The 24,394-nt window shown below is 42.5% G+C and carries 13 protein-coding genes; 11 read left to right on the forward strand and 2 right to left on the reverse strand.

The window, feature by feature from the left end; all coding sequences use genetic code 11:
• The first annotated feature begins 36 nt into the window (after positions 1 to 36).
• The 11 genes from J8Z24_RS21760 (at position 37) to J8Z24_RS21810 (ending at position 18,237) form a co-directional block, all read left to right on the forward strand.
• Entirely contained in the window at positions 37 to 6,393 is a 6,357-nt protein-coding gene (locus J8Z24_RS21760; RefSeq protein ID WP_252096039.1) for a hypothetical protein, read from the forward strand.
• A gap of 25 nt (positions 6,394 to 6,418) precedes the next feature.
• Positions 6,419 to 8,815 carry a hypothetical protein gene (locus tag J8Z24_RS21765; RefSeq protein WP_252096040.1) on the forward strand — a complete coding sequence of 799 codons (2,397 nt, stop codon included), beginning with the start codon at positions 6,419 to 6,421 and terminating at the stop codon, positions 8,813 to 8,815.
• Positions 8,816 to 8,908: 93 nt separating this feature from the next.
• Positions 8,909 to 9,211, forward strand: a complete 303-nt coding sequence (locus J8Z24_RS21770) for a hypothetical protein (protein WP_125251969.1) — start codon at positions 8,909 to 8,911, stop codon at positions 9,209 to 9,211.
• Complete coding sequence (locus J8Z24_RS21775; protein WP_125251968.1) at positions 9,211 to 9,597, forward strand: hypothetical protein; 387 nt, start codon at positions 9,211 to 9,213, stop codon at positions 9,595 to 9,597. The genes J8Z24_RS21770 and J8Z24_RS21775 overlap by 1 nt, the downstream gene beginning before the upstream one ends.
• Before the next feature lie 8 nt (positions 9,598 to 9,605).
• Positions 9,606 to 11,792 carry a hypothetical protein gene (locus J8Z24_RS21780; protein WP_252096041.1) on the forward strand — a complete coding sequence of 729 codons (2,187 nt, stop codon included), beginning with the start codon at positions 9,606 to 9,608 and terminating at the stop codon, positions 11,790 to 11,792.
• Positions 11,793 to 11,827: 35 nt separating this feature from the next.
• Positions 11,828 to 12,808, forward strand: coding sequence for a hypothetical protein (locus tag J8Z24_RS21785; RefSeq protein WP_252096042.1), 981 nt, complete (start codon positions 11,828 to 11,830; stop codon positions 12,806 to 12,808).
• 47 nt (positions 12,809 to 12,855) lie between these two features.
• Positions 12,856 to 13,383 (forward strand): hypothetical protein, encoded by a 528-nt coding sequence (locus J8Z24_RS21790; RefSeq protein ID WP_125251965.1) that lies wholly within the window; start codon positions 12,856 to 12,858, stop codon positions 13,381 to 13,383.
• A 45-nt stretch (positions 13,384 to 13,428) separates the two neighbouring features.
• On the forward strand, positions 13,429 to 14,130 hold the full coding sequence (locus J8Z24_RS21795) for a hypothetical protein (protein ID WP_252096043.1): 702 nt from the start codon (positions 13,429 to 13,431) through the stop codon (positions 14,128 to 14,130).
• A gap of 1,424 nt (positions 14,131 to 15,554) precedes the next feature.
• Positions 15,555 to 16,652 carry a hypothetical protein gene (locus J8Z24_RS21800; protein WP_252096044.1) on the forward strand — a complete coding sequence of 366 codons (1,098 nt, stop codon included), beginning with the start codon at positions 15,555 to 15,557 and terminating at the stop codon, positions 16,650 to 16,652.
• A 220-nt stretch (positions 16,653 to 16,872) separates the two neighbouring features.
• Positions 16,873 to 17,064: a hypothetical protein gene (locus J8Z24_RS21805; RefSeq protein ID WP_252096045.1), complete on the forward strand. Its 192-nt coding sequence runs from the start codon at positions 16,873 to 16,875 to the stop codon at positions 17,062 to 17,064.
• 585 nt (positions 17,065 to 17,649) lie between these two features.
• The gene (locus J8Z24_RS21810) at positions 17,650 to 18,237 is read left to right on the forward strand and encodes a Fic/DOC family protein (RefSeq protein WP_125251962.1); all 588 of its coding nucleotides are present in this window, start codon (positions 17,650 to 17,652) and stop codon (positions 18,235 to 18,237) included.
• Between the two features lie 2,555 nt (positions 18,238 to 20,792).
• Here the strand turns inward: J8Z24_RS21810 and J8Z24_RS21815 are convergent.
• Both J8Z24_RS21815 and J8Z24_RS21820 read right to left on the reverse strand, forming a co-directional pair.
• Entirely contained in the window at positions 20,793 to 22,214 is a 1,422-nt protein-coding gene (locus J8Z24_RS21815; protein ID WP_176033212.1) for a hypothetical protein, read from the reverse strand.
• Positions 22,215 to 22,450: 236 nt separating this feature from the next.
• Entirely contained in the window at positions 22,451 to 24,058 is a 1,608-nt protein-coding gene (locus tag J8Z24_RS21820; protein ID WP_252096046.1) for a hypothetical protein, read from the reverse strand.
• Between the last annotated feature and the right edge of the window lie 336 nt (positions 24,059 to 24,394).

Raw genomic sequence — 24,394 nt, forward strand, 5'->3', positions numbered from 1 at the left:
GTCACTAAGACGCAAAGTTGAGTGAGAGTTTGCGAGATGACCACGCTAGATTACGGGAATCTAAGTTCTCAAATTTTGCAAGAGGAACGAGCTGCATTAATCGCGTCAGCAACAAAGCAGCTTAAAGAGCAAGATCAAGAATATTTTGGAACCCAAACCTATCACAACACCGTTATTTTCAACCTTGATGTTGATTTAGGTGCACTCGAAAATGCCAAATACGCGGTCAACGCGTATAGCGTTAAACAGTATGTAAATAATTTTTTTAACCAGATACTAAGCCCTACCGCAAATATTGAGTACAAAGGACATGTTACTTTTTCAGGCGTTAATCCAACTCAATTTGCCCAAAGCCCTGTTATTCACAACGCGTTATCTCTGTCTTCGATAGACAATTTAGCCAATTTTCCAGAGCCTGAGCTCCTTAAAACTCCCGCGCTTGTTGGCGATGTAAAAAACTATATAGACGAAACCTATCGTTTAATAAACCTAAGCTTAGAGTACACAGCTGAGCAAGTAGTTGAAGCTAGGCTCAACCAAATACTACCAGATGCTATTGATTATTTTATTGATATATCGCTTGGCGAAAAATTAGCTTATTTTTCTGATGAATACGTATTTCCTAGAGTTGAACAACAAGTCAGTACTGCGTTAGAGGTTCAGGTAGCGCCAGCTGTGTCCTCTGCAATTCAAGATGACTTAGCGGCGTTTGCGCAATCAATCACAAATGATTATACAACCGCAATCGCTCGAGCTATTGAGAGCATCGATCCAGGTAACAGTTGGACCGAAGCGCAAATTCAAAATATTGCCGCCGAAGTCGATAACATTGTCGTACCGGATATTGTCGATACACAACTGAATTTAAAAGTCGCGCCAATGGCCAAAGCTGCCCTTGCCGACGACCTCAACGCGTTGCAAGCCAGTGTCACCGACGCCTATCAGGCAGAAATCGCTCAAGCCATCGCCGGCATTGACCAAAGTGGCAGGTGGAGCGAAGCACAAATTCAAGAAATAGCAGCAGCGGTTGATAACGTCACGGTGCCAGAAATCGTCGACACACAACTGACTTTAAAAGTCGCGCCAATGGCCAAAGCTGCCCTTGCCGATGACCTCAATGCTTTGCAAGCCAGTGTCACTGACGCCTACCAGACAGAAATTGCCCAAGCCATCGCCGGCATTGACCAAAGTGGCAGGTGGAGCGAAGCACAAATTCAAGAAATAGCAGCAGCGGTTGATAACGTCACGGTGCCAGAAATCGTCGACACACAACTGACTTTAAAAGTCGCGCCAATGGCCAAAGCTGCCCTTGCCGATGACCTCAATGCTTTGCAAGCCAGTGTCACTGACGCCTATCAGACAGAAATTGCCCAAGCCATTGCCGGCATTGACCTAAGTGGCGGTTGGAGCGAAGCGCAAATTCAAGAAATAGCAGCGGCGGTTGATAACGTCACGGTGCCAGAAATCGTTGACACACAACTGACTTTAAAAGTCGCGCCAATGGCCAAAGCAGCCCTTGCCGATGACCTCAATGCTTTGCAAGCCAGTGTCACTGACGCCTACCAGACAGAAATTGCCCAAGCCATCGCCGGCATTGACCAAAGTGGCGGTTGGAGCGAAGCGCAAATTCAAGAAATAGCAGCAGCGGTTGATAACGTCACGGTGCCAGAAATCGTCGACACGCAATTGAACTTAAAAGTTGCACCAATGGCCAAAGCCGCCCTTGCCGATGACCTCAATGCTTTGCAAGCCAGTGTCACTGACGCCTACCAGACAGAAATCGCCCAAGCCATCGCGGGCATTGACCAAAGTGGCGGTTGGAGCGAAGCGCAAATTCAAGAAATAGCAGCAGCGGTTGATAACGTCACGGTGCCTGAAATCGTCGACACGCAATTGAACTTAAAAGTTGCACCAATGGCCAAAGCCGCCCTTGCCGATGACCTCAATGCTTTGCAAGCCAGTGTCACTGACGCCTACCAGACAGAAATCGCCCAAGCCATCGCCGGCATTGACCAAAGTGGCGGTTGGAGCGAAGCGCAAATTCAAGAAATCGCAGCGGCGGTTGATAACGTCACGGTGCCGGATATTGTTGCAAATCAATTGAGCACCAAATTGGGCTCCCTCGGCGACAATACCGTTGCTGACGCGCTGTCGGCCATGGCGCAGTCTATCACGACTAACTACCGCAACGAGATAAGCCAAGCCATTGAGAGTATTGGGCAAAGCAATAGCTGGACACAAGGACAGATCGAAGAAATTGCTGCAGCCGTCGACAACATTATCGTACCTGACATTGTTGACACTCAGCTGAGTTTAAAAGTCGCACCTTTAGCTAAAGCGGCTCTTGCGAGCGATCTATATCAACTGGAGACCGCTGTAACCGAAGCGTACACCGCGGCAATTACGCAAGCGGTTGATAATATCAGCCAAAGTAACAATTGGACACAGGCACAGATAGAAGAGATTGCCGCTAACATTGACATGGTTACTGTCCCAGATATTGTTGATGCACAGCTTAATTTGAAAGTGGCACCCCTTGCTATCACAGCAATTGAAGACAGCCTTAACGCATTGCAAGCTTCTGTCACCGAAGCCTATAGAGCCGAAATCACACAAGCTCTTCAGGGGATAGAGCCTAGCGATAGTTGGACTCAATCGCAAATAGAAAATATTGCTGCGGCAGTAAGTACTGCTATCACCTCTGACATTGTTGATAATCAACTCAGCGTAAAATTAGGCGCTCTTGGCGACAATACCGTTGCAGACGCACTTTCGGCCATGACCCAGTCTATCACGACTAGCTATCGCGCCGAGATAAACCAAGCCATTGAAGACATAGGGCAAAGTAGTAGCTGGACGCAAGGACAGATCGAAGAGATTGCCGCAGCGGTCGACAATATTATCGTACCAGATATCGTTGATACTCAGCTGAACCTAAAAGTCGCTCCCTTGGCCAAAGCGGCCATTGCTGACGATCTATATCAACTGGAGAACTCAGTAACCGAAGCGTATACCGCGGCAATTGTCCAGGCAATTGACAATATCAACCAAGGTAGTAATTGGACACAAGCACAGATAGAAAGCATTGCCGCTAATGTCGATACTATCACCGTACCAGATATCGTCGATAATCACCTCAATGCCAAGCTTGGTACGTTGGGAGAACAAACCGTTGCAGATGCACTCTTCGCAATGGCTCAATCGATCACGACCAGCTATCGAACTGAGATAAGTCAGGCAATTGAGAGTATTGACCTAGGCAACAGCTGGACACAGGCTCAAATAGAAAACATTGCCGCTAATGTCGACTCAGTTAACGTTCCCCAGCTCATTGACACTCAGTTAAGCGCAAAAGTTGCCCCCTTGGCCAAAGCTGCGCTGGCTGATGACTTGAACGCATTGGTGGCGTCCGTCACTGCGGCTTACCAAGCAGAAATCATACAAGCGATTGATAGCATAGAACAAGGCAACCAGTGGACGCAGGCACAGATTGAGGACATTGCCGCCAACGTCGATTCTATCACCGTTCCCCAGCTCATTGACACTCAGTTAAGCGCAAAAGTTGCCCCCTTGGCCAAAGCTGCGCTGGCTGATGACTTGAACGCATTGGTGGCGTCCGTCACTGCGGCTTACCAAGCAGAAATCACACAAGCGATTGATAGCATAGAACAAGGCAATCAGTGGACGCAGGCACAGATTGAGGACATTGCCGCCAACGTCGACACGGTCACGGTACCAGATATTGTAGATGCTCAGCTGAGTTTGAAGGTCGCTCCTCTGGCCAAAGTCGCCCTTGCCGATGATTTACTCGCGCTGGAGAGCGCGGTGACCGAAGCATACAATACGGCCATTACACAGGCGCTTGACAGTATCAGTCAAGGCAATAGCTGGAACCAAGAACAAATCGAAAGCATTGCCGCCGCAGTTGATGCTATCACCGTGCCAAGCATTGTTGATAATCAATTAAATGCAAAACTTGGCGAACTTGGGGATCAAACTGTTGCTGATGCGCTTTTTGCTATGGCGCAGTCCATCACCCAAACCTACCGCGCGGAGATAAATCAAGCCATTGAAGGCATTGATCAAATTAACAATTGGACGCAAGGGCAGATTGAAGACATCGCCGCTAATGTCGATACTATCACCGTACCAGAGATTGTGGATAATCACCTCAATGCCAAGCTCGGTACGTTGGGTGAACAAACCGTTGCAGATGCACTCTCGACAATGGCTCAGTCGCTCACAACCAGCTACCGAACTGAGATAAATCAGGCAATTGAGAGCATTGACTTAGGCAACAGTTGGACGCAGACACAGATAGAAAACATTGCCGCCAATGTCGATTCTATTAACGTTCCCCAGATCATTGACACACAGTTAAGCGCAAAAGTTGCACCCTTAGCCAAAGCCGCCCTTGCTGATGATTTGAGCGCATTAGTGGCATCTGTCACCGCGGCTTACCAAGCAGAAATCACACAAGCGATTGATAGCATTGCTCAAGGCAACCAATGGACTCAAGCACAGATTGAGGACATTGCCGCCAACGTCGACACCGTCACGGTACCGGATATTGTCGACACACAGCTCGCTTTAAAAGTAGCGCCTCTAGCTCAAGCAGCGCTTGTCGACGACCTCAATGCCTTGCAGGCAGCCGTCACCGAAGCCTACAAAGCTGATATCGCTCAGGCAATTGAGAGCATGGGACAGGGGATCTGGAACCAGGCTCAAATCGAGGAAATCGCCGCTGCTGTTGACAACATCACCGTCCCAGACATTGTGGCGACTATACTTGCCGAAAGGTTAGGTGATCTGGGAGAACAAACGGTTGCCGATACATTATCTGCTATTAGTCAGTCTATCACGCAGGCGTACCGCACCGAGATAAACGAAGCTATTGAGCAGATTGCTCAGGGTGCATGGAGCCAGGCTCAAATTGAAGAAATTGCCGCAGCAGTCGACAGTGTCACCGTGCCAGACATGCTTGATGCACAGCTGCCCGCGAGAGTTGCTCCACTGGCTCAGGCTGCTGTTGAAAACAATCTGAACGCCCTGCAAACTTCCATCACCGACGCTTACAGAGCTGAAATCGCGCAAGCCATCGAAAATATGGGCCAAGGCAATCAGTGGACTCAAGCACAGATTGAAGACATTGCAGCGGCAATAGACCACATAGTCGTGCCAGGCATTGTCGACACACAACTTGAGGAAAAACTTGCGCCACTTGCCCAAGCAGCACTTGTCGATGATCTCAGCGCGTTACAAGCAACCGTAACTGAGGCCTATCGGGCTGAAATAGCCCAAGCAATTGAGAATATTGGTCAAGGAATATGGAACCAAGCTCAAATAGAGGAGATTGCAGCAGCCGTCGACAATGTTACAGTTCCAGGCATTGTAGAGGACAAGCTTAACGAAAAGCTCGGCACTTTTGGCGAACAGACCGTTGCAGACGCGCTATCAAACCTAGCCCAGTCAATCACTGAGACGTATCGCACGGAGCTGAGCCAAGCCATCGATAGTATTAACTTGGGTAACCATTGGACTCAAGAACAGATCCAAGAAATAGCCGCGACTGTCGACGCGATCACTGTTCCGGATATGATTGATGCTCAGCTAAATGAAGATACATTGTGGCCCATTATCGCATCAAAGACTGCGGCACAGATCGATACACACATCAACGGATCCGTCGTTCCAAAAATAGCGCAGGAAGTAGACAAACAACTACCCGATATTCTCTCTACTGTTGTACAATTAGAGATATCTAATCAACTTCCACTATTTGTGAGCGGTGAGGTTGATAAGGCGTTTGGCGCGATAACCTCAGAACTACCGAGTTTAGTTGAGTTCAAGATCAATGAGGGTCTAAAAGATGAAGGCAGTATTGCCGCATACTTTCAAGACAATGTAACCGCGCTTGCGCAAGGTATTGTACAAGAGTATGTCGACACAACGGTGTCACCCTTTATCGAGCGCATAGTACCTGAATACGCATTGAATGAAGTACAAGCTGCGCTCCAAGAAGCAGTTCCTGACTTGGTAGACAGCACCGTTCGTACCGTTGTAGATACAGAGGTTGAAACATTAAAGTCGACCTTTATACCAAACCTGGTCACGTTAAAATTAACTGAAACCGTGCCACAGCTGGTCGAAGACCGCATGGCACAAATACTGACTCGAGTATCACTGCCAAAAAGACTGAGATTTGAATTTTCTCAGCAATCAACGCAGTGGATTGTACAACATGAGAGAAATACCAAAGATTTCTCGATTGAAATTTTTAACAGTCAAGGTGTGCGCATGTTCGCACATCACGAAATCATTGACGACATGAGTTTTGTGGTGAGTCTCACCGAAGCCCTAACCGGCTTCATTGACGTTGTGTTTTATTCATAATTCGACGTAAGAGGACAGTCAAAGTATGGCTAACTACCCTATTTTTCACGGTATCACGCTAGCAAATAGCGCAACATTTGAAAACCTTGTTATTGAATCCTTGGCTTCAGATCCGCAAGGCGCTTCTGAAGGCCGCGTGTGGTATAACTCTGCTGAAAAGCAATTTAAGGCATCGATCACTGACGAAGGCGGTGCGCTGACAACGATAGCTTTTCAAACAACCCAAGAGTTTACTGACTTTTTAGCAGCGCTTGCATCTCAAGAAGCAGGCAATTCAGGTGCTTCTAAAGTCGGTTACGAAGGCAAGCAAGGCAGCAATGCGAAGTTTTCAGCGCAAGCAAGCACGCTAGACAATATCATCGGCGCCATCATTGATGCTGTTGATGCAGACAAACAAGCATTAGCTGATTTAGGTGCGCAAAATGCAGGCCTTGGTACCAATAAAATTGGCTACGAAGGTAAAGCAGGTGGTTTAGGTGAATTTAGTATTGCACCGACCACGTTGAAGGCAGCCCTAGATGCGATGGTTGATCAAATCGACATCAACAAAGCAGCCAGTAAAGTCAGCTCAGAGGCTATTCAAGCTGAGTTAGACAAAACCCAAGCAGCAGCAGGGTTAAGTGAGTCTGGCGATTATACGCCTTCAACTGGGGCAAATTATCTAAAATCAGAAGATTTTACTAACGCATCTAAAGTGCCTTCTCTCGCCGCTGCTGACGAGTTGTTAGATGATGCAATAAAGTCGCTAACAGACACGGTACAAAGCAATAAAGTTGCCGCTGAGCAAGCCGATGACTTAAAACTAAATATTGCGGGCGGTGTAATGACTGGCGCACTCGATATGGGTACCAACCCAATCAGTAGCGCGCACGTACCTACGCAACCCAATCACCTAGTTAATTTAAAATACATCGATGGTATGCGTGCCGGCTTAGATGTCCGAGAGTCCGTACGGGTCGCAACAACCGCCCCCATTGCCAACCTCGGTGGTGATATTCAAGATAATGGCGATAACAGTTATCAAATTGATGGTGTATCACTCGTCAGTGGCGACCGCGTACTTATCAAAAACTCAGCAAGCCAAAATGGTACCGACTCACCAAGCGCGATTTATAACGGTATTTATGTCGTCACTATCTCTGAGGTTTCTGACCAAACGACCGAAGCAAAAGCTGAATTTGAGCGCGCGATAGACGCAGATGGTACGCCAGATGGCGAAGTAACTAATGGCATGCACACCTTCATTGAAGAAGGTGCAACCTATGCCAATGCTGGTTTTGTACTTGGCACTCCCAACCCAATTAGTCTAGAAACCACCGAGCTGACTTTCGTACAATTCTCGGGCGCAGGCCAGCTAACAGCAGGTGCAGGTATTCAAAAAGATGGCAATACCCTATTTTTGAATTTTGGGGCTGGTGTTAAGGAATCTCCAACTGATGAGATTGGTATCGACTTTGGCGATGGCTTATTTACAACTGAAGATGGCAGCACCGAGTCAGATGCGTCAGCGGCTAAGCTACAGATTAAGATAGATGGCGATACACTAGAAAAAAGTAATGCAGGCCTGAAGGTTTCAGCCACATTCCAAGACAGTGTGAATGCCATTGCCAATGAACTCAACGCCACCCAAATTGCTGCAGGCCTTGAGGCAGACGGTCGCTATATTGCTGATTCAGAAACGAATTACTTAACAGCGGTCACTAGCTTAAAAACAGCTGATAAAGCGTTAGATGATGCAATTAAAGCCGTTGATGAACGTCTATCCAGCGAATCAGAAGCACATAACAATGCAAGACAAGCGCTACAGTTAGAGCTTGATAAAACACAAGTAGGCACGGGTCTAGAGCTGGATGGAAGCTATAAGCAAGCAACCGACAGCAACTACTTAAACACCGCGACGAGTGTACACAATGCAAGCTTACTCTTAGATAGCGCATTAAAGGCAGTCTCTAGCGAGTTAGTCGCTGAAAAGATTGCCCGTGAGAACGCTGACAACGCTATCAAACAAGGGGCAGGACTATCAGCAGACGGTAGCATGCAAAGTGTTGATAGCTACACTTATATCAAGGATACAACGTCGCTATTTGGCGCTATCACCAAGTTAGATGTAGAAATGGCATCTGAACTGGGTGGCGTACGCTCTAATATCACCAATGTCGTAAACCAAGTTAATGATAATGTTTACTTCGAGCTGTCACAGAACAAACTGATGCAGCACAAAATCGAACACAATCTAAACTCTGAATATGTCGACGTGATGGTATGGGTGGAGCGCGGTGAAGGCGAAGATGCCCGCTTCTATAACGACATTACCATGGTCAAGCAAGAATCAGACAATGTTGTGATGATTTACCTAACTGAAGCGGCAAGAGTAAAAGTCTCTGTCCAAGCAGTTCGTAAACTTGCAGACCCAACAGCTTAAGTTTTTCGGCCTACCTTGTATTAACACACATAAATGGGCCGACGTAGTTGTCGGCTCATTTATGTTGTACAACATATGAAGAAGGAGGCAAATATGTCAACCTTGTTTAGTTTTTACCGTGTCAATGTTGTTGCTCTAAAAACGCGCGAAGATGCTTTGTATGTATTGCACGATGCACTATCGGAGCTAAAGGCTGCCATGCTCAGTGAGCAAGGCGTGCCAATCAAAGAGCTAACGCAAGCCATTACGTTCTTACGCCGATTTTATGAGCGTATTGAACGCTTGATCCTTGACGAAGGACATTTGGATTATCGCAAGTTACAACAAAAGCAACAACAGAGCGTGCTTTTACTGAATGCTATCCAAATCAATAAAACGGTGTTGAGGCGCAAATAATGACGGTGAAAGATGTCAAAACGGTACAAAGTGCAGGCTGGATAAATCAGCTACAAAGACAGATTGAACGCTTCTTACTCAAATCAAATAATGGCAAGGTGCCCGTCGATGTACCAACACACCTAGCACACAAGCTTGAGCACACCAAAAGCAAACAATTCATCGACAGTACAGATGAGATGTCTGCTGAAGACATGGTGGTTTTTGTTCAAGAGCAATACGAGTTATTGAGCTTGTTGCAGCAAGTTGCCACAAATTTTGATGGTAAGTGCCGCTTTAGTGGCATTGACATAGATAGGGAAACAGAAAACCCCTTCCGAACAGGCGCAGAGCAACCGTGTCCATCTTACGATACAGCCAAACCAGAGTACCCAATTAAAAAATAGGAGACGATATGTCTACTTCTGAATTGCGCGTGATGACGAATATGAGAATGTTCGGTCGTTCAGCGCTTAGTTTTGATCAAATTGATTCTTTTCCACTGAACCCTTTTCCTGGGCAATTTGCACTCGTCGAAGGGATCCTATACATATATTCCAAGATCGGCGTAACGCAAACTTGGTTTCCATTAACCAATAAAAAAAGTTCCCATGTCCATTTTCAATCAACTCCCGCTTTCGAATGGACAGTGTCGCATAACTATAACACCGATGAGTATGTGTTTATGGTGTATGACGACAACGGCAATATATTACATGCCAATCCAACCCCTATAGATAAAAACAAGTTTAAATTAAATTTCAGTCATGCGGTGTCAGGTAAAGTAGTGGTGTTTATCCATAGCGACTTGGCGATCCCTAGACTGGCAACTGAAGATGGCATTATCGAAATGCTAACCGTTAACCAAATTATTTCTGTTGCACAGGGCAAAGTAACAGCGGATAGCAATGGGTTGATGGTTGATGGAACCGATGTAGGGACAACGCTAACCGATCACGCGCGGCACATCGATTCATTTAATGGCATGTTTACCGCCGATTTCGATCACACCAAGGTCATCAAAGACTTATTACCTAATACCGATCAAGAAACTTTAGGTCGAGCTGATCACCCATTTGCCCAAGTACACGCCGCGAATATATCAGCAAATTCAGTCGACACACGCTCTCAAAGTGAAGATCCAGACACACAACAAGGAAAGTTACTTGCTAACCAAGTAGATATTCAAGCGCGGACAACCAGCGCAGGTGTTGCCCCAGCACAAATCATACTGACAGGCTCTAATAAGACGCAGTATCTATTACGCTACGACGAAGCAACTGGTCAATTAAAGTTAATAGATGAAACCGGTGCGCCCCTAGAAATCAATGGCCAGGCCTTTACTGGCGCACGTATTGATGTTGTACATGGCGCGCTGGAAAACCTCAATGTCAGTGCTAATACCGTTTTGGGTAGTGGCGCTGCAAACAGCGCTGAAATCAACGCCACTACCACTTTCAATGCACCAGTGAGCTTCTCGGAGCATGCAAGTATTGGCAATGGTGATGACAACGTTAATATTAATTGTGGCGCTGAACAGCTGCTCACTGTGATCAGTAAGTTCTTTAACTTAAACTCAGAAGGCAAGTTAACTGTTAAAAACTTGGTTGTGTCAGAAAACCTAGACGTAGCAGGTACACGCACCGAAACTAGCTCGACCAATGTTACCTCTGGTGAGCAATTTATCACGCTATTAGCAGGCACCACTGATGAACCAACCTTGGACGCAGGCCTAAAAATTACGCGTGGTAACTCGGCCAATGCAGCCATTTTATGGGATGAAACTCTCAATGCGTGGACACTTGGTGTCGATGGCGATATGCGTGCCATTGTTCGCACAGATGACCTACGCTTGCTCACCGAGCAACAACACCAGCAACTCACGACAGGTGAAAGTACTCACCTACACTATCACGAAGCGGATCGAGATAGAGCAAATCATACTGGCACACAGACGGCACAGACAATTTCTGACTTCGCTCAAGCAGTAGCACAAACTCAGTCAGTACAAAGCAAAGTTGATAATGTACCGGGGAAAGGCCTTTCAACTCATGATTTGACTGATGAACTGATCGATAAAATCAATAGTGCGCTGCAAAGTGTGAAAATGGCTGACATTGCTGATTTACCCGACTTATCAGGTGTGGGGCCACACCCATCAGATGACTTTACCCATGTGGAAGTAGCAAACTTACGTTCAGGTAAAACTGCTACTGGCGAAACCATGCATAAAACGTTGGTTTTCGGCGGTGATGAGCCACCACTAAATACAGATGCTGGCATTAACGACATTTGGTTTAACACTGCGGGTGATGCCACTGTTGTTGAACGGAAAACGGCCGAGGGGTTTCAACCAATTGTCACCATTGCTTCGGAAATGAATATGCAGCACTCAGATGTTGAGTACGTGATGTCTGCATCTATCAAGGAATACATTTTTAAGGTTAATGGTGAGCCACTCACGCTCAAACCCAAATTCCTTACCGTCTACTTGAATCGGAAACTCTTGCGTAAAAGTGAGTACACCATCAACGGGACGCAGAGTATTACGCTAAATATCGATTTATCGGTCGATGATGAAATTGAGGTTGTAACTGCTTAATGCGGTTGAATTCATAGCTTAAGGAGAATACCTAGATGAGTAATATTGATGACCTATTTGTGGTCAGAAAAGGCGGTGGACGCCAGTATTTAAAAGCCAATAAGCGTTACGTTGTTACCCGACAGGGTGCCGTCGTAGAACTGGATACCTCAGATCCATCTTATGCCGCACAGGCAGAAAACCAAGAAGCCCTGTTGTTGCTGGGTGATAAAGGCGATCTGCGTCAACTCGAAACCATTTATCGTAATTTGACAGTGCTCTTCAATGGCTCTGTTCGAAAAGAAGAGATGTATCATATTGAGGCTGGTGCGATATCTTCAGTCAATGCCCCTAACGGCAGCTATGATGCCACAGGTTTAGCCTACCTTAAAAGTGTGCGCTTCAAATCTACGGCCAATACCACGGTAAACTATGTAGTCCAAGGTAGTAATGACGATCACACTTGGCATGACATCTTCGAGGGGAGTGTTACGGTGCCAGAATCAGAGTCAGCATCCGATGAGGGATCTGTCGAACTGATAGCACCACAAGGCATTGCAAAATTTAGGTATTTTCGCGCCAGTGCGCAAGCAGGAGAAGATTTCCGAGAAATCGTTTTTGTTGTAGAGGAAATAGCGAAAAGTAAGTTTCTTCCGTTAGATGAGGCGGGTAAGCTACAAGAGCTCAATTCGGAAACATATGATGTGACCTTTTTCGTGCAGGGCGCCCCTGATCTATCAACCAAACTATTGACGTTTGTAGTACCTCGTGAACTCTATATTAGAAATAACTGGGGCGGATTTATTGGTTTTGCAGATACTCCACCGGCCGCCCCCTACCCTATCAAAGTACTCATAAATGATGTTGAAAAAGGCACATTTACGGTCGATCCTAACGGCACGACCAGTATGTCAAGCTTGACCAGAACCAAGTTAGTTCCCGGTGATAGAGTGAGCTTACTCACGCCTGCATATGTGGATGCAACCATGGCTGATCTATCTCTTACTTTGGTATTCGATAGACAAGAGTTAGCTTAAATACCGTGCTAGCGAGCGCTAGCACGCCTACTCAAGAAGGAAGTATCATGGAGAGTATAATCAAAGCTCTTTTTAACTGGGCACTTGTTGTGGAGCAAGATGGTTCAATTCGAGTGATGGCGGATGTGTTTTTATCATCAGCGCTTATCATCGGTTTGTTCTTTCTATATCGCTACAAAATGTCTCCGTTATTTAAACAAATTGAACAAGCACTCCCCGCTTGGGTTGAGCAAACCAGTACGTTCAACGAACTGACTAAAGCGCATAGAGAAACCGCTAAGCGACTTGAGCATATTGTTGAATTAATGAAAGATCTTGATGCGGATCAACTCAGATTTCATGAGGATGTTAGATCATTTATCAAGTCGCACCCAGACGCTTTAGAGCAGCTCTCCTCCGCCACCGTTAATCAACATAACGAAACGCAAAAAGAAGTACGAGACTGGCTTGATAACATCGTGGACAAAACCCAAAACAGTAGCCACCAATTAGCGACAATTCAAACTGAATTGAGAAACATTTCAGCGCTGCTAGTCGCCGCATCAGCCGCTCGTTACAACAAACCGTTAAATTAACCTCAGCCCACATCAGTGGGCTGCATTCTATCAAGGGAAAATACAATGCATGTAGCACCAAGTACACATCATAAAAAGCTTGCATTTAGAATGAATTCATCCAAGTGGATTGAAACATTTAAATCAAACCAAACTTTCTCACTGAATGAAATGGTCAGCTACGAACCTCCTTTTCATATTGAAAGCCAAGAGTTATTAATGTCTTTATATGACAAGTGGTTTAGTTGGTTGCTCGACTTAGAATCTGAACTTAGCCAAGTTGATCAATGTGATGGCACAGTAAGGCAGCAGATAAAGATTGCCACAGAGCAACTCAAAAATACGCTACTGAGTGAATGGCAAGTAAAAACCAGCGCACAACATTTACTGTGGCAACGAGTCTATCTCAATGCACTTGATGCGTTTGTCAGCCAGATCAGTGCAATCTCTCAGCCAGATCCCGAAACTGTCTTTTCTTACTGCGCCGAGCAATTGCTTGGGTTCATGCAGCATACCCTATTAATAATGCACGAAATTGACACAATCATGAATCAGCCAAACAAGCGTCATTTCGTTTCACTGGACGATTATGGTTGCGCAGTGTATCGACAACAAGGCAAAGATCTTGTGAGTGCAAGGCTACAAGCATATCGACATAACATCGAAATCGATCAGCTTGGTGAGTGGGAGGTAAAACACTATAACAATATCGACGTACCTAATGATATGCATTGTCAATTACAAAGCATACTAGATCAACAGCCATAGCCATAGCCATAGCCATAGCCATAGCCATCATTTTGAAGTATTAACGAAGAAGAAAAGTAAGCAATATAGGCTTGTGGATAAGCGATCATTTACCACTGATCCGTGTGATTACCCACCACTGATTTATCAAAAAAATCAGTGGTAAAACAGCTGAAAAATTAAGCTTGCTGTGGATATTGACCACTGATCAATATGAAATTTATAAAAAAATCTGTGAATAAAGAACCTAATTCTGTGGAAAATTTGTGGAAATAAAATCAGATAAAAAACACAACCACTGATTCTAATGATTGGTAACCACTGATCTGAAAGGATCGAAACCCCTGATCTTAATGATTCAAAATTCCTTAAAACCTTTTATAATATAATAGCTTACTAACAACCTAACCTTAACTAACCAGATCTAACCTATAGATCTAAGTAAATATAAAGATCTTTAATCTATATTAACCACTAGAAATTCAAAGTTCCAAGCTTGCTATTTTTACAAAAAATAAGTTTAACAGTTGCGGTCAATAAAACGCTATTCACTGCTTACTAAATACGCACTGACGAACTAAAATTAATCAATAAGAACAGGGAAAGTCTAAAGCAGTTATTTTTAAATGTAAAAATTATCAATTAAAACATAATCTTATGAGTTTAAATCAATAAAATAAGTGGTAGATAAGTAAATCAACTTAATCATCAAAATCAGAGGTTATGATTAGTGCTAACAAAGACTAATCAGTCAAATCAAGGGTCTAAGTTGATTTGACTGATCAATAAAATCCATTTACTGCTCAAAATGGGGGATTTAAACGATCAATCAAATGAGTGTAATCATAAAAATCATAGGTGTTACACGATTTGAGTGATCAATAAAATGAGTGCAATCATTAGAATCAGTGGTTGAGTTGATTCTAATGATCATAAAAATCAATGTAATCAATAAAATCAGTGGTACGAAAACCTTTAAAAATCGCTGTAGTATCAAATAATCATTGGAATCATAGGTCAGCTGATAATTGTGAGTAATCAATGAAATCATAGCAATCATAAAAATCAGCGGTAAAGTCTAAATTCTATAGCTCAGGAACAACGAAAAGTTCACCACTAAAATTTTAACTGTATGATTATTAATGAAAAGTTCACTTTAATATCATTGAGCAGGAGGAACGCAACATCATGCAAAATCTCACGGACCTCTGATCATAGTGATTATTTTTAACCTGAACCACTGATCCCTTTGATTATTTTTATAAAGATCCTAATTTTTGTTAAAATTAATATCTCAATAACACACTAATTATCAACTACTTATGTTATATTAATCAGATAGATCAGAGGTTATGCCCGTCGCTTGCGAATATGACTTTTTTGCGGCAAACTCAGTCCAATATCCCTACGCGCTGTTCTAAACTAATCAAATGAGGATCATGATAATGTCAAGTAAAGAGATCACTCGAGATGATTTTATCAAAGCTGAGTCTGAAAAAACTGCCCTCTTCGGTATGGTTAACCAACGAACTGAAATTGACTATGCAAATGCAGTTGAGTTTTTAGCGTGTATCCCTCGTTTTTTGCGTAAAAAAAAGAATTGGGCAAGATTTTCAGAAGTCGACACCGCTGTCGTAAAATTTGAAACTACCCATGACAATATTGATTACGAAATCCAAATGTCACCAGCAACCATTGAGCGCAAAGGTAAAGATGGTGATACAGAAGAAGTTTTTATATGGCCTGGAGATAGGGAAGAAAAAGTTGAAGCAGCGATCATGCGTATAGCATCCGATGGTGGTTTACTTCAAGCAAATGGTCGATACCAAAGAGATGATAATAGACCGGTTTATGGGTGTTACTTCTCTGTACATAGAATACAAAAAGAGCTCGAAAAAATAGGCAAAAGCGCTCATCCTGATGATATTAAAGAAGCCATTGAAGTGATGAGTAAAAGTGCGTTGCAGATCAGAAGCTTGTCAGGTAATGGTCAAGATGTTCAGGAGTTTAGCTCTGCAGTTTTTCCGCAAAAATATATCTCCGGCAAAGCCACTGGCCACAGGGACGATAAGTGCTATGTAACATTTCATCCACTGCTCAATGCTGCAATTGAAGCGATGCGTTATCGTCCTTATCAATTTGCACAAGTAGAGATGCAAAAAGGGCTATCTCGCTATATTCACATGAGACTGATGATGCGATTTACCTATGCTGCTGCGGGAAAAACATACTCCTTACGCGTGCGAAAGCTATTGAATGATTACGGAAAACTACCAGCCAGTGAAGTAATATCTCGTGCTCAACTAAATAACTGTGGTCGGGATGTTAACTCTGCATGCAATAAGCTAGTTGATTCTAAGGTGCTGCAAAAATTCACTAAAACAGCTATTCGTAAAGACGGGGAAATTGTTGATTACGAGATCACTTTTTATCCTCATGAGGAGTTTAATGCTGCTCAGTTACAAAATAATAAACTTAACAAAATGGTACAAGCGACTGGAAAAGTTCAATCTGAAACCGTGATTGAGCATAAAAAATTATAGTTATTGTACAATAACCAATTTCTGTATGAGCTCATCTTTTGCGTTCTGATCAAGGACTCACCTACCCTTTCTTGACTCACTAAATAGTAAAAATTAAAATGCGGTGCATGTTAGTTTGTCTTAAAGTGTGGTTCGACTTTACATTCTACCATGACGAAATGAGACTTAAGAGTAGTGGTGCACACTGCATTGATTGAAGATTACTTAAAGGAGGGAGATTATGGGCGAGCAGTGTAAGAATATGAATTTAGTAGGTTCGAATGCTGATCTACACAAAGGAACTACACTTCTTCGAAAAAACGCTAAAGACTGTGATAAAGTGAGCCAAGATGATAAGGACTTTATTTCTTGGGTACTTGCTGATTTATCATTAGATGTTGATGTACCATCGCGTTATAAAATGAACCAATAAACTTAATTGATTATAAGTAAATAGTATGTGCTTGGGTTTTTAAATACCTGAGCTTACTGAGTTCAGAGACGGGCTATCTTTTAAAAAGGCGTTGCTTGTCGTAGTGGTTAAATTACCTCTTTTGCTACCCATTTTTATTCACCTACAGATCTCACTCTTTACAGATATCTCAAAGAGTCTAAAAAAACTAACTATTTCCCTGCTCTTTTGTTTAATTCAGATAACTTTCTTTCGCACTGAAAGAGTGTATGGCAAAAAGTCTTTCGATTGTGTCGTCATATTTATTTTAGCTGAGATGATAGCAAGCCAAGAAATGAAGTTATGTAGTTAGTCTTAACATGTGCCAAGTGACCTATCACCTCGCTTTAAGGGCATAGGTGCAAACCTTGGCATAACTATGTCGCTACGTTATACTTATACGGCTTTAGAAGGGGGAATTTATGGCTGTTACTTCGGTAAAAAAAACAGAAAATGTGCGAACGTTCATACCTAAAATGAGCAACTTTGAAATTAGTTCTAAATACGAAGGACTGAGTTTTAAAAAAGAAGACTTAAGCAAGTCGCTCGCTGATCTAAAAGCAAAGTATGCGAGATAAATATGGTGTTGCACAGGATAGCTACTGCTATCCTGGATCTGATGTACTAATTAATAAGCTTAATATTACGAATGCAGATGAGTTATCAGAGGCCGAGTTAGAATTTACCGCTTTTAGATATAGTGAATACTCATCCACCCTAAACTCTCTTGACGAGTTTAATTTAAATCACCTAAAACACCTCCATTGGTATTTATTTCAAGACGTGTACGCTTGGGCTGGTGAAATCAGAACAGTTGATATTTCCAAGGGAGATACTCGGTTTTGTACTTGTTCTCGTATCGACGTTGAAATAAAAAAGCAGTTCCAACAAGTTCAAGCATTGAATATACATGCAGCTAAAGCAGAAATTTTGGCTCAACTCGCGGACGTATACTGTGAATTAAACATTATTCATCCATTTAGAGAAGGGAATGGTAGAGCCCAGCGTTTCTTCTTCGAGGAACTATTATTCTTTCTAGATATGCCCGCTAATTGGCCCGACATATCAAAGGATGAATGGGTCAAAGCAAATATCGATGGCTATTATGGAAATTTAAATCCGTTACACCACATCCTCATACTCGCCACTCAATAGTTTATTCAATGTTGAAATAGCATAAGGTATGAATGAACTTGGTACTATGACTCAATTATCAGTATTTACTCATTCACTCCATACCTAAAAAATTTGCCCTTAAAACATCAACTGCAACAATGTGTTTGGCGACGCTTAGGAGATAATACTTTTTGAGTCTGAGCTACTAGTTTAATGGTAAGTTATAAAATTCGTTTGATTAAGAGAGCTATTTTGAGGTGAGAAACCTTGTCAATAATGCCATTGCCGCGCTCAGTTATCGTCAATGTACTTGCATCCTTCTCTTCCTCTGGTTATCAATTCGAAATGACTTTACGTTGAGCTTGTTATAGTAGTCACTATTTTAACTGTGTTAGTTGGTTTTTGTTAACCTGATTGAAACTGGTTTAGACAAGCTTAATAGACGTGCTTATATCATTACTGCTTGTATTTTGAGGGAGCCACCCTACTTTGGCGTAATACTTAGATCTTTGCTATGTACCCTACTCTCATCATTCTATGGAATTTCTATGTGCTTGGCAGTTGCTAATACCGGCTCAGTGGGTAAGCAAAAGTGGTTCTATGAGATCAATTTATTGTTCGTTTATATGAACTGTGTATCGTTGAAGTTCTACTTTATGGCTCGGTCGAGTGTGGAACTAGATATTACTCATACGTACTATCAACGTAGCTAGACTTAGGCTGAACTCTTTATTAAGAAAACGTACCAATGGTACATTTCCATTTCTTTAGTTCGTTTCTTTCGAGCACGCGGCTTATAACCATAGAAGTCTAACTACATCGATTTACCAATTAACTATCAAAAATTGGTGTACCATTGGTACACTAATTTTTGGAGTCAGTGTCAAATCCATTTAAATAGAGTTATCGTTTGAACGACGTCACCCAGTGTGTAGACGCATACAAAGAAATAAGCAACGTACCATTGGTACACTCAATTTTAGTGTCAGTGTCAAACCTATTGAAATAATATTGGCTACTTAACGACTTCATCCCATGTGTAGATGTTTACAGAGAAATAAGCAGCGTACCATTGGTACATTAATTTTTGGAGTCAGTGTCAAATCCATTTAAATAGAGTTATCGTTTGAACGACGTCACCCAGTATGTAGACGCATACAAAGAAATAAGCAACGTACCATTGGTACACTCAATTTTAGTGTCAGTGTCAAACCTATTGAAATAATATTGGCTACTTAACGACTTCATCCCATGTGTAGATGTTTGCAGAGAAATAAGTAGCGTACCATTGGTACACTCAATTTTATCGTCTGCGCTAAACCTATTGATATAGGATTGTCTTCGATATGACTTTATCCTGCATTTGGACATATACAGAGAAATAAGCAGCGTACCATTGGTACACACTATTCAGGCTTGCTATAAGTAGTGGGAAAATAAATAGATAAGCATGGATAGCTTATCAAAATACACGATAAAAAGTTCGACATTGAGATTCATATCCCTTATAGTCTTCGCGGAGTTTTATACCTAAAAACTTGAAATAAGTTTGTAAGATAGTGAGTGACACCCGACGTTTTATGCGTCGGGTTTTGTTTATGGGGTCAGAATATTGCTATGCTTTTTGACATCGCGACACAGAATCAAGGTACTAAAAACCAATTTATAAATTCCCTCTTGATATATCATTTTTTAAAAAACAATGCTGTACCAATGGTACACTTTACTTTTAGAAACAGTTAAGACAAAGTAATGCTACCTCGTTTAATCAAGTTATTTATTTTAACGTGAGAAAACTTTTTGGCCGATAACACCTCTACCCCCCAAAGTATCTACACCTACATAGATAATGCAACGACAAGAACTAATATCTTAGAAAATGTAGATAATAATCTGGCTGTTTTACTATGCTTACATTTAACGAGTTTGTATGACTAAGTGACCGAGCTAAATAAACAAGTCTAACTACTGGGTTAAGAACTAAGTGCATTTAGCGAAACAAAGGGCGTATGCCAAAGATTAAAAAAACCATGGTTAGAATAGGCACAATCTTAGCCGTCACTTTTTACCGTGTTATTGATACAACTTTTATAACGGCTGTCATTTATCTGCATAGCGCTGCTTAGCCGCTAAACAGTATACAGCGGAAGATAACCCCTAAGTTAACAAGGTAAAGTAAGTGGGTAAAAAATTTATGTAAGCGATTGCCATTTAACAAACCCGTAGTGGCTTCAGCCAATAAGATTGTAAGAATGGTATTGGTGATGGTTGTGAAAAAAACGTTTGAGTTTGCTTAAAATAAATAATCACAAGCAAAACGAAATAAGATTGCAATGCAAAACTGGCAAAGCTAGATATTGATGAGAGCCGCTCTATTAAAACCTGATAATACCAAGAGCCTGACTGAATACGCTTGATGAAGAGAGTTAGGGTTGTAATATGAGGAAAATGAGCATTTCGCTCGTAAAAGTCAACATGACTATTACAAAGCGATGAGTCACATTATGTGATGCGTAAGAGGTGATAAAGTTTAGATTAGTAAGAGAGGGAGTTATAAGCCGTGTCAGCGCGACAGGCGCGCTGAATTAAATAGACTACTTTGATGTGAATCGGCCAAAAAGCGCTTGCTCTGTAATTGATGGTGTTCCTTTGCTGATGATCCAAATAGGGTCAATTCTTGCACCTAACTGGTCGTCTACTGTTCGGTCATTGATCCTTGCTCCAATGGTTCCGATATATCGAGCAAATTGACATTTATGAACTATCGCATCTATCGCACTATCAACAAAACGAATAGGCTCACTACGCTTTGAACCTCTTAAATCACCCATATCTAAGACCAGTACACCGCCTTCCTCGAGCATGTGCCAAGCATTAACAACAGCTTTAACTAAGAAGTGATCAATAAACGCATTTTCAGTTTTGTACCTTTTATATGCTTGACTCTCTTCATCAGTATATCTCTCATCGTGAAATGGAGGAGGGCAGAAATACAGTAAATCAGCTTTTTCTTCAAGTATTTCGTACTTAAACGATTCTGCTTGTGCATTATATAATTCAACTTTTTTACTGCGTTGCTTCAATTGTTTATGCATTAGATTACCAGCCTGAATAACTCTATTATCAGGATCAATACCAACAAAGCGTTTAGGGTAAGGGCTGGCTTCAAACCCCAGTAATCTATCTCCCCATCCCAAGCTCATATCGATCACTGATTTAGGTTTAAAGTAGTGAAAAATTGCTTTCGCTACTGCTGGCCTGTACTGTGCGGCAATATAACGTCTTGTGCCTAGCGCCTTGCGTATAACATGTCTGTCAATGAAGGGCGTATCTTGATCCAAAATGTGATTGAATACGGCACGTCTTGACTCTTGGTCATTCCAACTATCTGTAGCGGAGCCTACACGACTTCCTTTGCATGTAAAGCGGATTGCTTGAAAGTACGGATCTGTCGCTCTGCTACCGGTGTTATCAACATCAATGGTTAATAGTGAAATAGGATGCTGGTAGCTCATACGCGCGTGGTTATAATTAACATGAAGTAAACTGCCTGCATCGAGAGCTTTTAGCGCCTGAAAGTCATCCCAAGCTTGCTCTTTGCTAGTCATGCGGTAGGGCACATCTATATTATTTTTCTCAACCAGTTCATTGAGTAAAGATACAAGAGCGGGTCGCTTTAGTTTTCGTTTCAGTAAGCGCCATTCATCCTTACCTATATTGATATGATTGTCACTACCTAGGTATTGCGGCATAAACGCTTGTTCAGTTGGTAACTGTGTTGTTACCTCGTCGTGCATTATTGAACCTTTTGTCCTGCGCCTGGAGATTTGTCTATTAGTGTGCTCTTGATTATTTATATCACTACGTTCACTGGATAAGTGACGGCGGCGAGGTCGACTTTGCACCTCATCAGTATTCAACGCACTTGTTTGATTCTCTTCTTGGTTTAAACGAAGAGAGCGACGTCGATGTCGTTTTTCCAGCGCTGAAGATCCTTGTTTATTATCATCACCCATAAAAACTCCAAGACTCAGTTTATTCGATATTTATAAGCTTAAACTTCAGGCTTTCTGTGTAAAAACGCAATGTATAGCAGACCTGAGAGTAGGGCGGTATCTTGCCACGGTAATGCCTAGGGTGCAATCGTTTAGGCATTTCACTTATGACCTTACTTATGGATCCTAAGGTACCTTTATTAATTTAAAAATAAATTAGCTTGAGAGTGATACAAAGGCCAACTAACTAAACACATTCAAATATCAGGTATCGGAATATCACAATGAACACTTAATAAATTAACGGAGGATTGCTGTGCAGGCTCTTTCAAAACATTATTACCGCTTCGCGATTTAGGGGGGGTTATAAAGAACCCGAGCGAATGAGACGAATAGTGTTGAGCCTTGAGTAATTCTTTTAGTTGTATCGGACGTCTTTGCTGTACAGTCTTAATGACTTTATTCCAGTGTCTATAAATTGTAGCTCTGGAAATCTGGCAGTGGTTAAGCAGGACATTGGGGGTAAGAGACGTTAAGGTGTAACCGGCTTTACATAACCTCAGCACTAATTCCACCAAGGTATTTAACGTAGTACTTGCTCTCGCTTTACTGACTTTTTTAGCGCTGATAGATTGGCGACGTTGTTGCTCTGCTGGGCTCAACTTTTCTCGACTCTTTAGCTGCACACTTAAGGGGAGTTCCAATTCGTCGGTCAGTATGTCGTTGAGCCGTTTAAGTGTGTATCGGTATACTGTTTTTATTGAGCTTGATAGGTACGCGCTTAACTGCTGCCCAGTAAAGCCGATATACTTATCATTGATCTGAATAATCTTGTCCCATGCAGTTTGTGGAGCCATTATCCGACGATAAATATTGTACAAGTGGAATAGCGTTAAATCGCGTTTACCTTTAACCACTTGCCCATGTCGGTGTAAGTACACCTCCCAATCTTTTGCCAGTTTAGCCAGTTTGTCAGCCGCGGGATCTCGCGCAATACTAGTACAAACCTTGGGAGTTCTTATATGATGCGCTTTCATTGCTTTAGAGGGCGGTGCGGTGGCAGCGTCCGTTGTAATTGGCACTTTAAACCCTAGCTTTTTTCCTAGCATTTGTAAGCTTGTCACAGGTCCTCCTGTGAGATAGAGCACTTCTCGCGCGGTTTTGTTATGTTGGCTACCCGGCATACGCATTAATCTAGAAGGGTCGTTTGATGCCCCATGGTCGACTTTCCAGTCGTTGTAGCCTAATTTAATGCGCCAGGTTTCAAGCTTTTTGCCTAACTTTGCGGCTATATCTTTCCAGCGTTTTAAGAGTGTGAAACGATGGGTTTTGTTCTGTACCAGCTCTGGCTGATCATAACGCCAGTACAGATGAACGCCACCTGAGCCTGTTAACACCCAGTTAGTTGGTGCTGGTAAATTCGATGCACCTAAACAGTCGGCAATTTGCTGATATATTTCCCATGATTGAATGGCTGTGAGTGGAGTATGACCTGCGGTATCAATTTCTAACCAATGAGCTGTCAGCCCTTTTATATTTTGTGTATTTCGCCAATCAAAAAACAAGTTGGGGGTTAGATAACATGCTGTTGTTTCTGTTTTATGTGTCGCTTGATACGCCCAAGCTAAATACTCTTGCCGTGAAATCCGCTTTTTTCGACGAGTTTCATAAGTTGGTTGCCCACATGGTTTGAGATCAGAAACTTTATTGTCAGACAGGCGTGCTCTAGCAAACCAGCGTAGCGCTTCCTCTTTACCAATATGCCAGTCTACGTCAAATTGTTTGTTGGACGATAGATAATAGCGAGTTGCGCGCGCACTTGTGCCAGCGTAAACGGAGGCTACAAGAACCTTGTCACGTATCATGGATAAGACCTGTCTGTAAGATATTTAATATGCGATGAGCAAACTATCGCGTCTCTGTATTAAGGTCAGTATGCTATTCTTAATAGGTACTAAAAATCAAGAAGAAAAAGCCGTTTTTTAAGGACTTGTTGTATTTATGAGCGATGTATCGATTGCGCGCATAATTATTGTTCTAATTGCTTGTTTTTAATTATTGTACAATATCTTTAAGCCGTACTAAATTATATCCCAAGCTAACACATCATACTGCTAATTTAGGTCGTTGCATCCCATCTTGTTGTGATTATTTATGAATAGGCTGCCATGTGTTTATTTTTTATTGTACAATAACTTCTC

The sequence above is a fragment of the Pseudoalteromonas sp. SCSIO 43201 genome, assembly GCF_023716725.1.
Classification (GTDB): Bacteria; Pseudomonadota; Gammaproteobacteria; order Enterobacterales; family Alteromonadaceae; genus Pseudoalteromonas; species Pseudoalteromonas peptidolytica.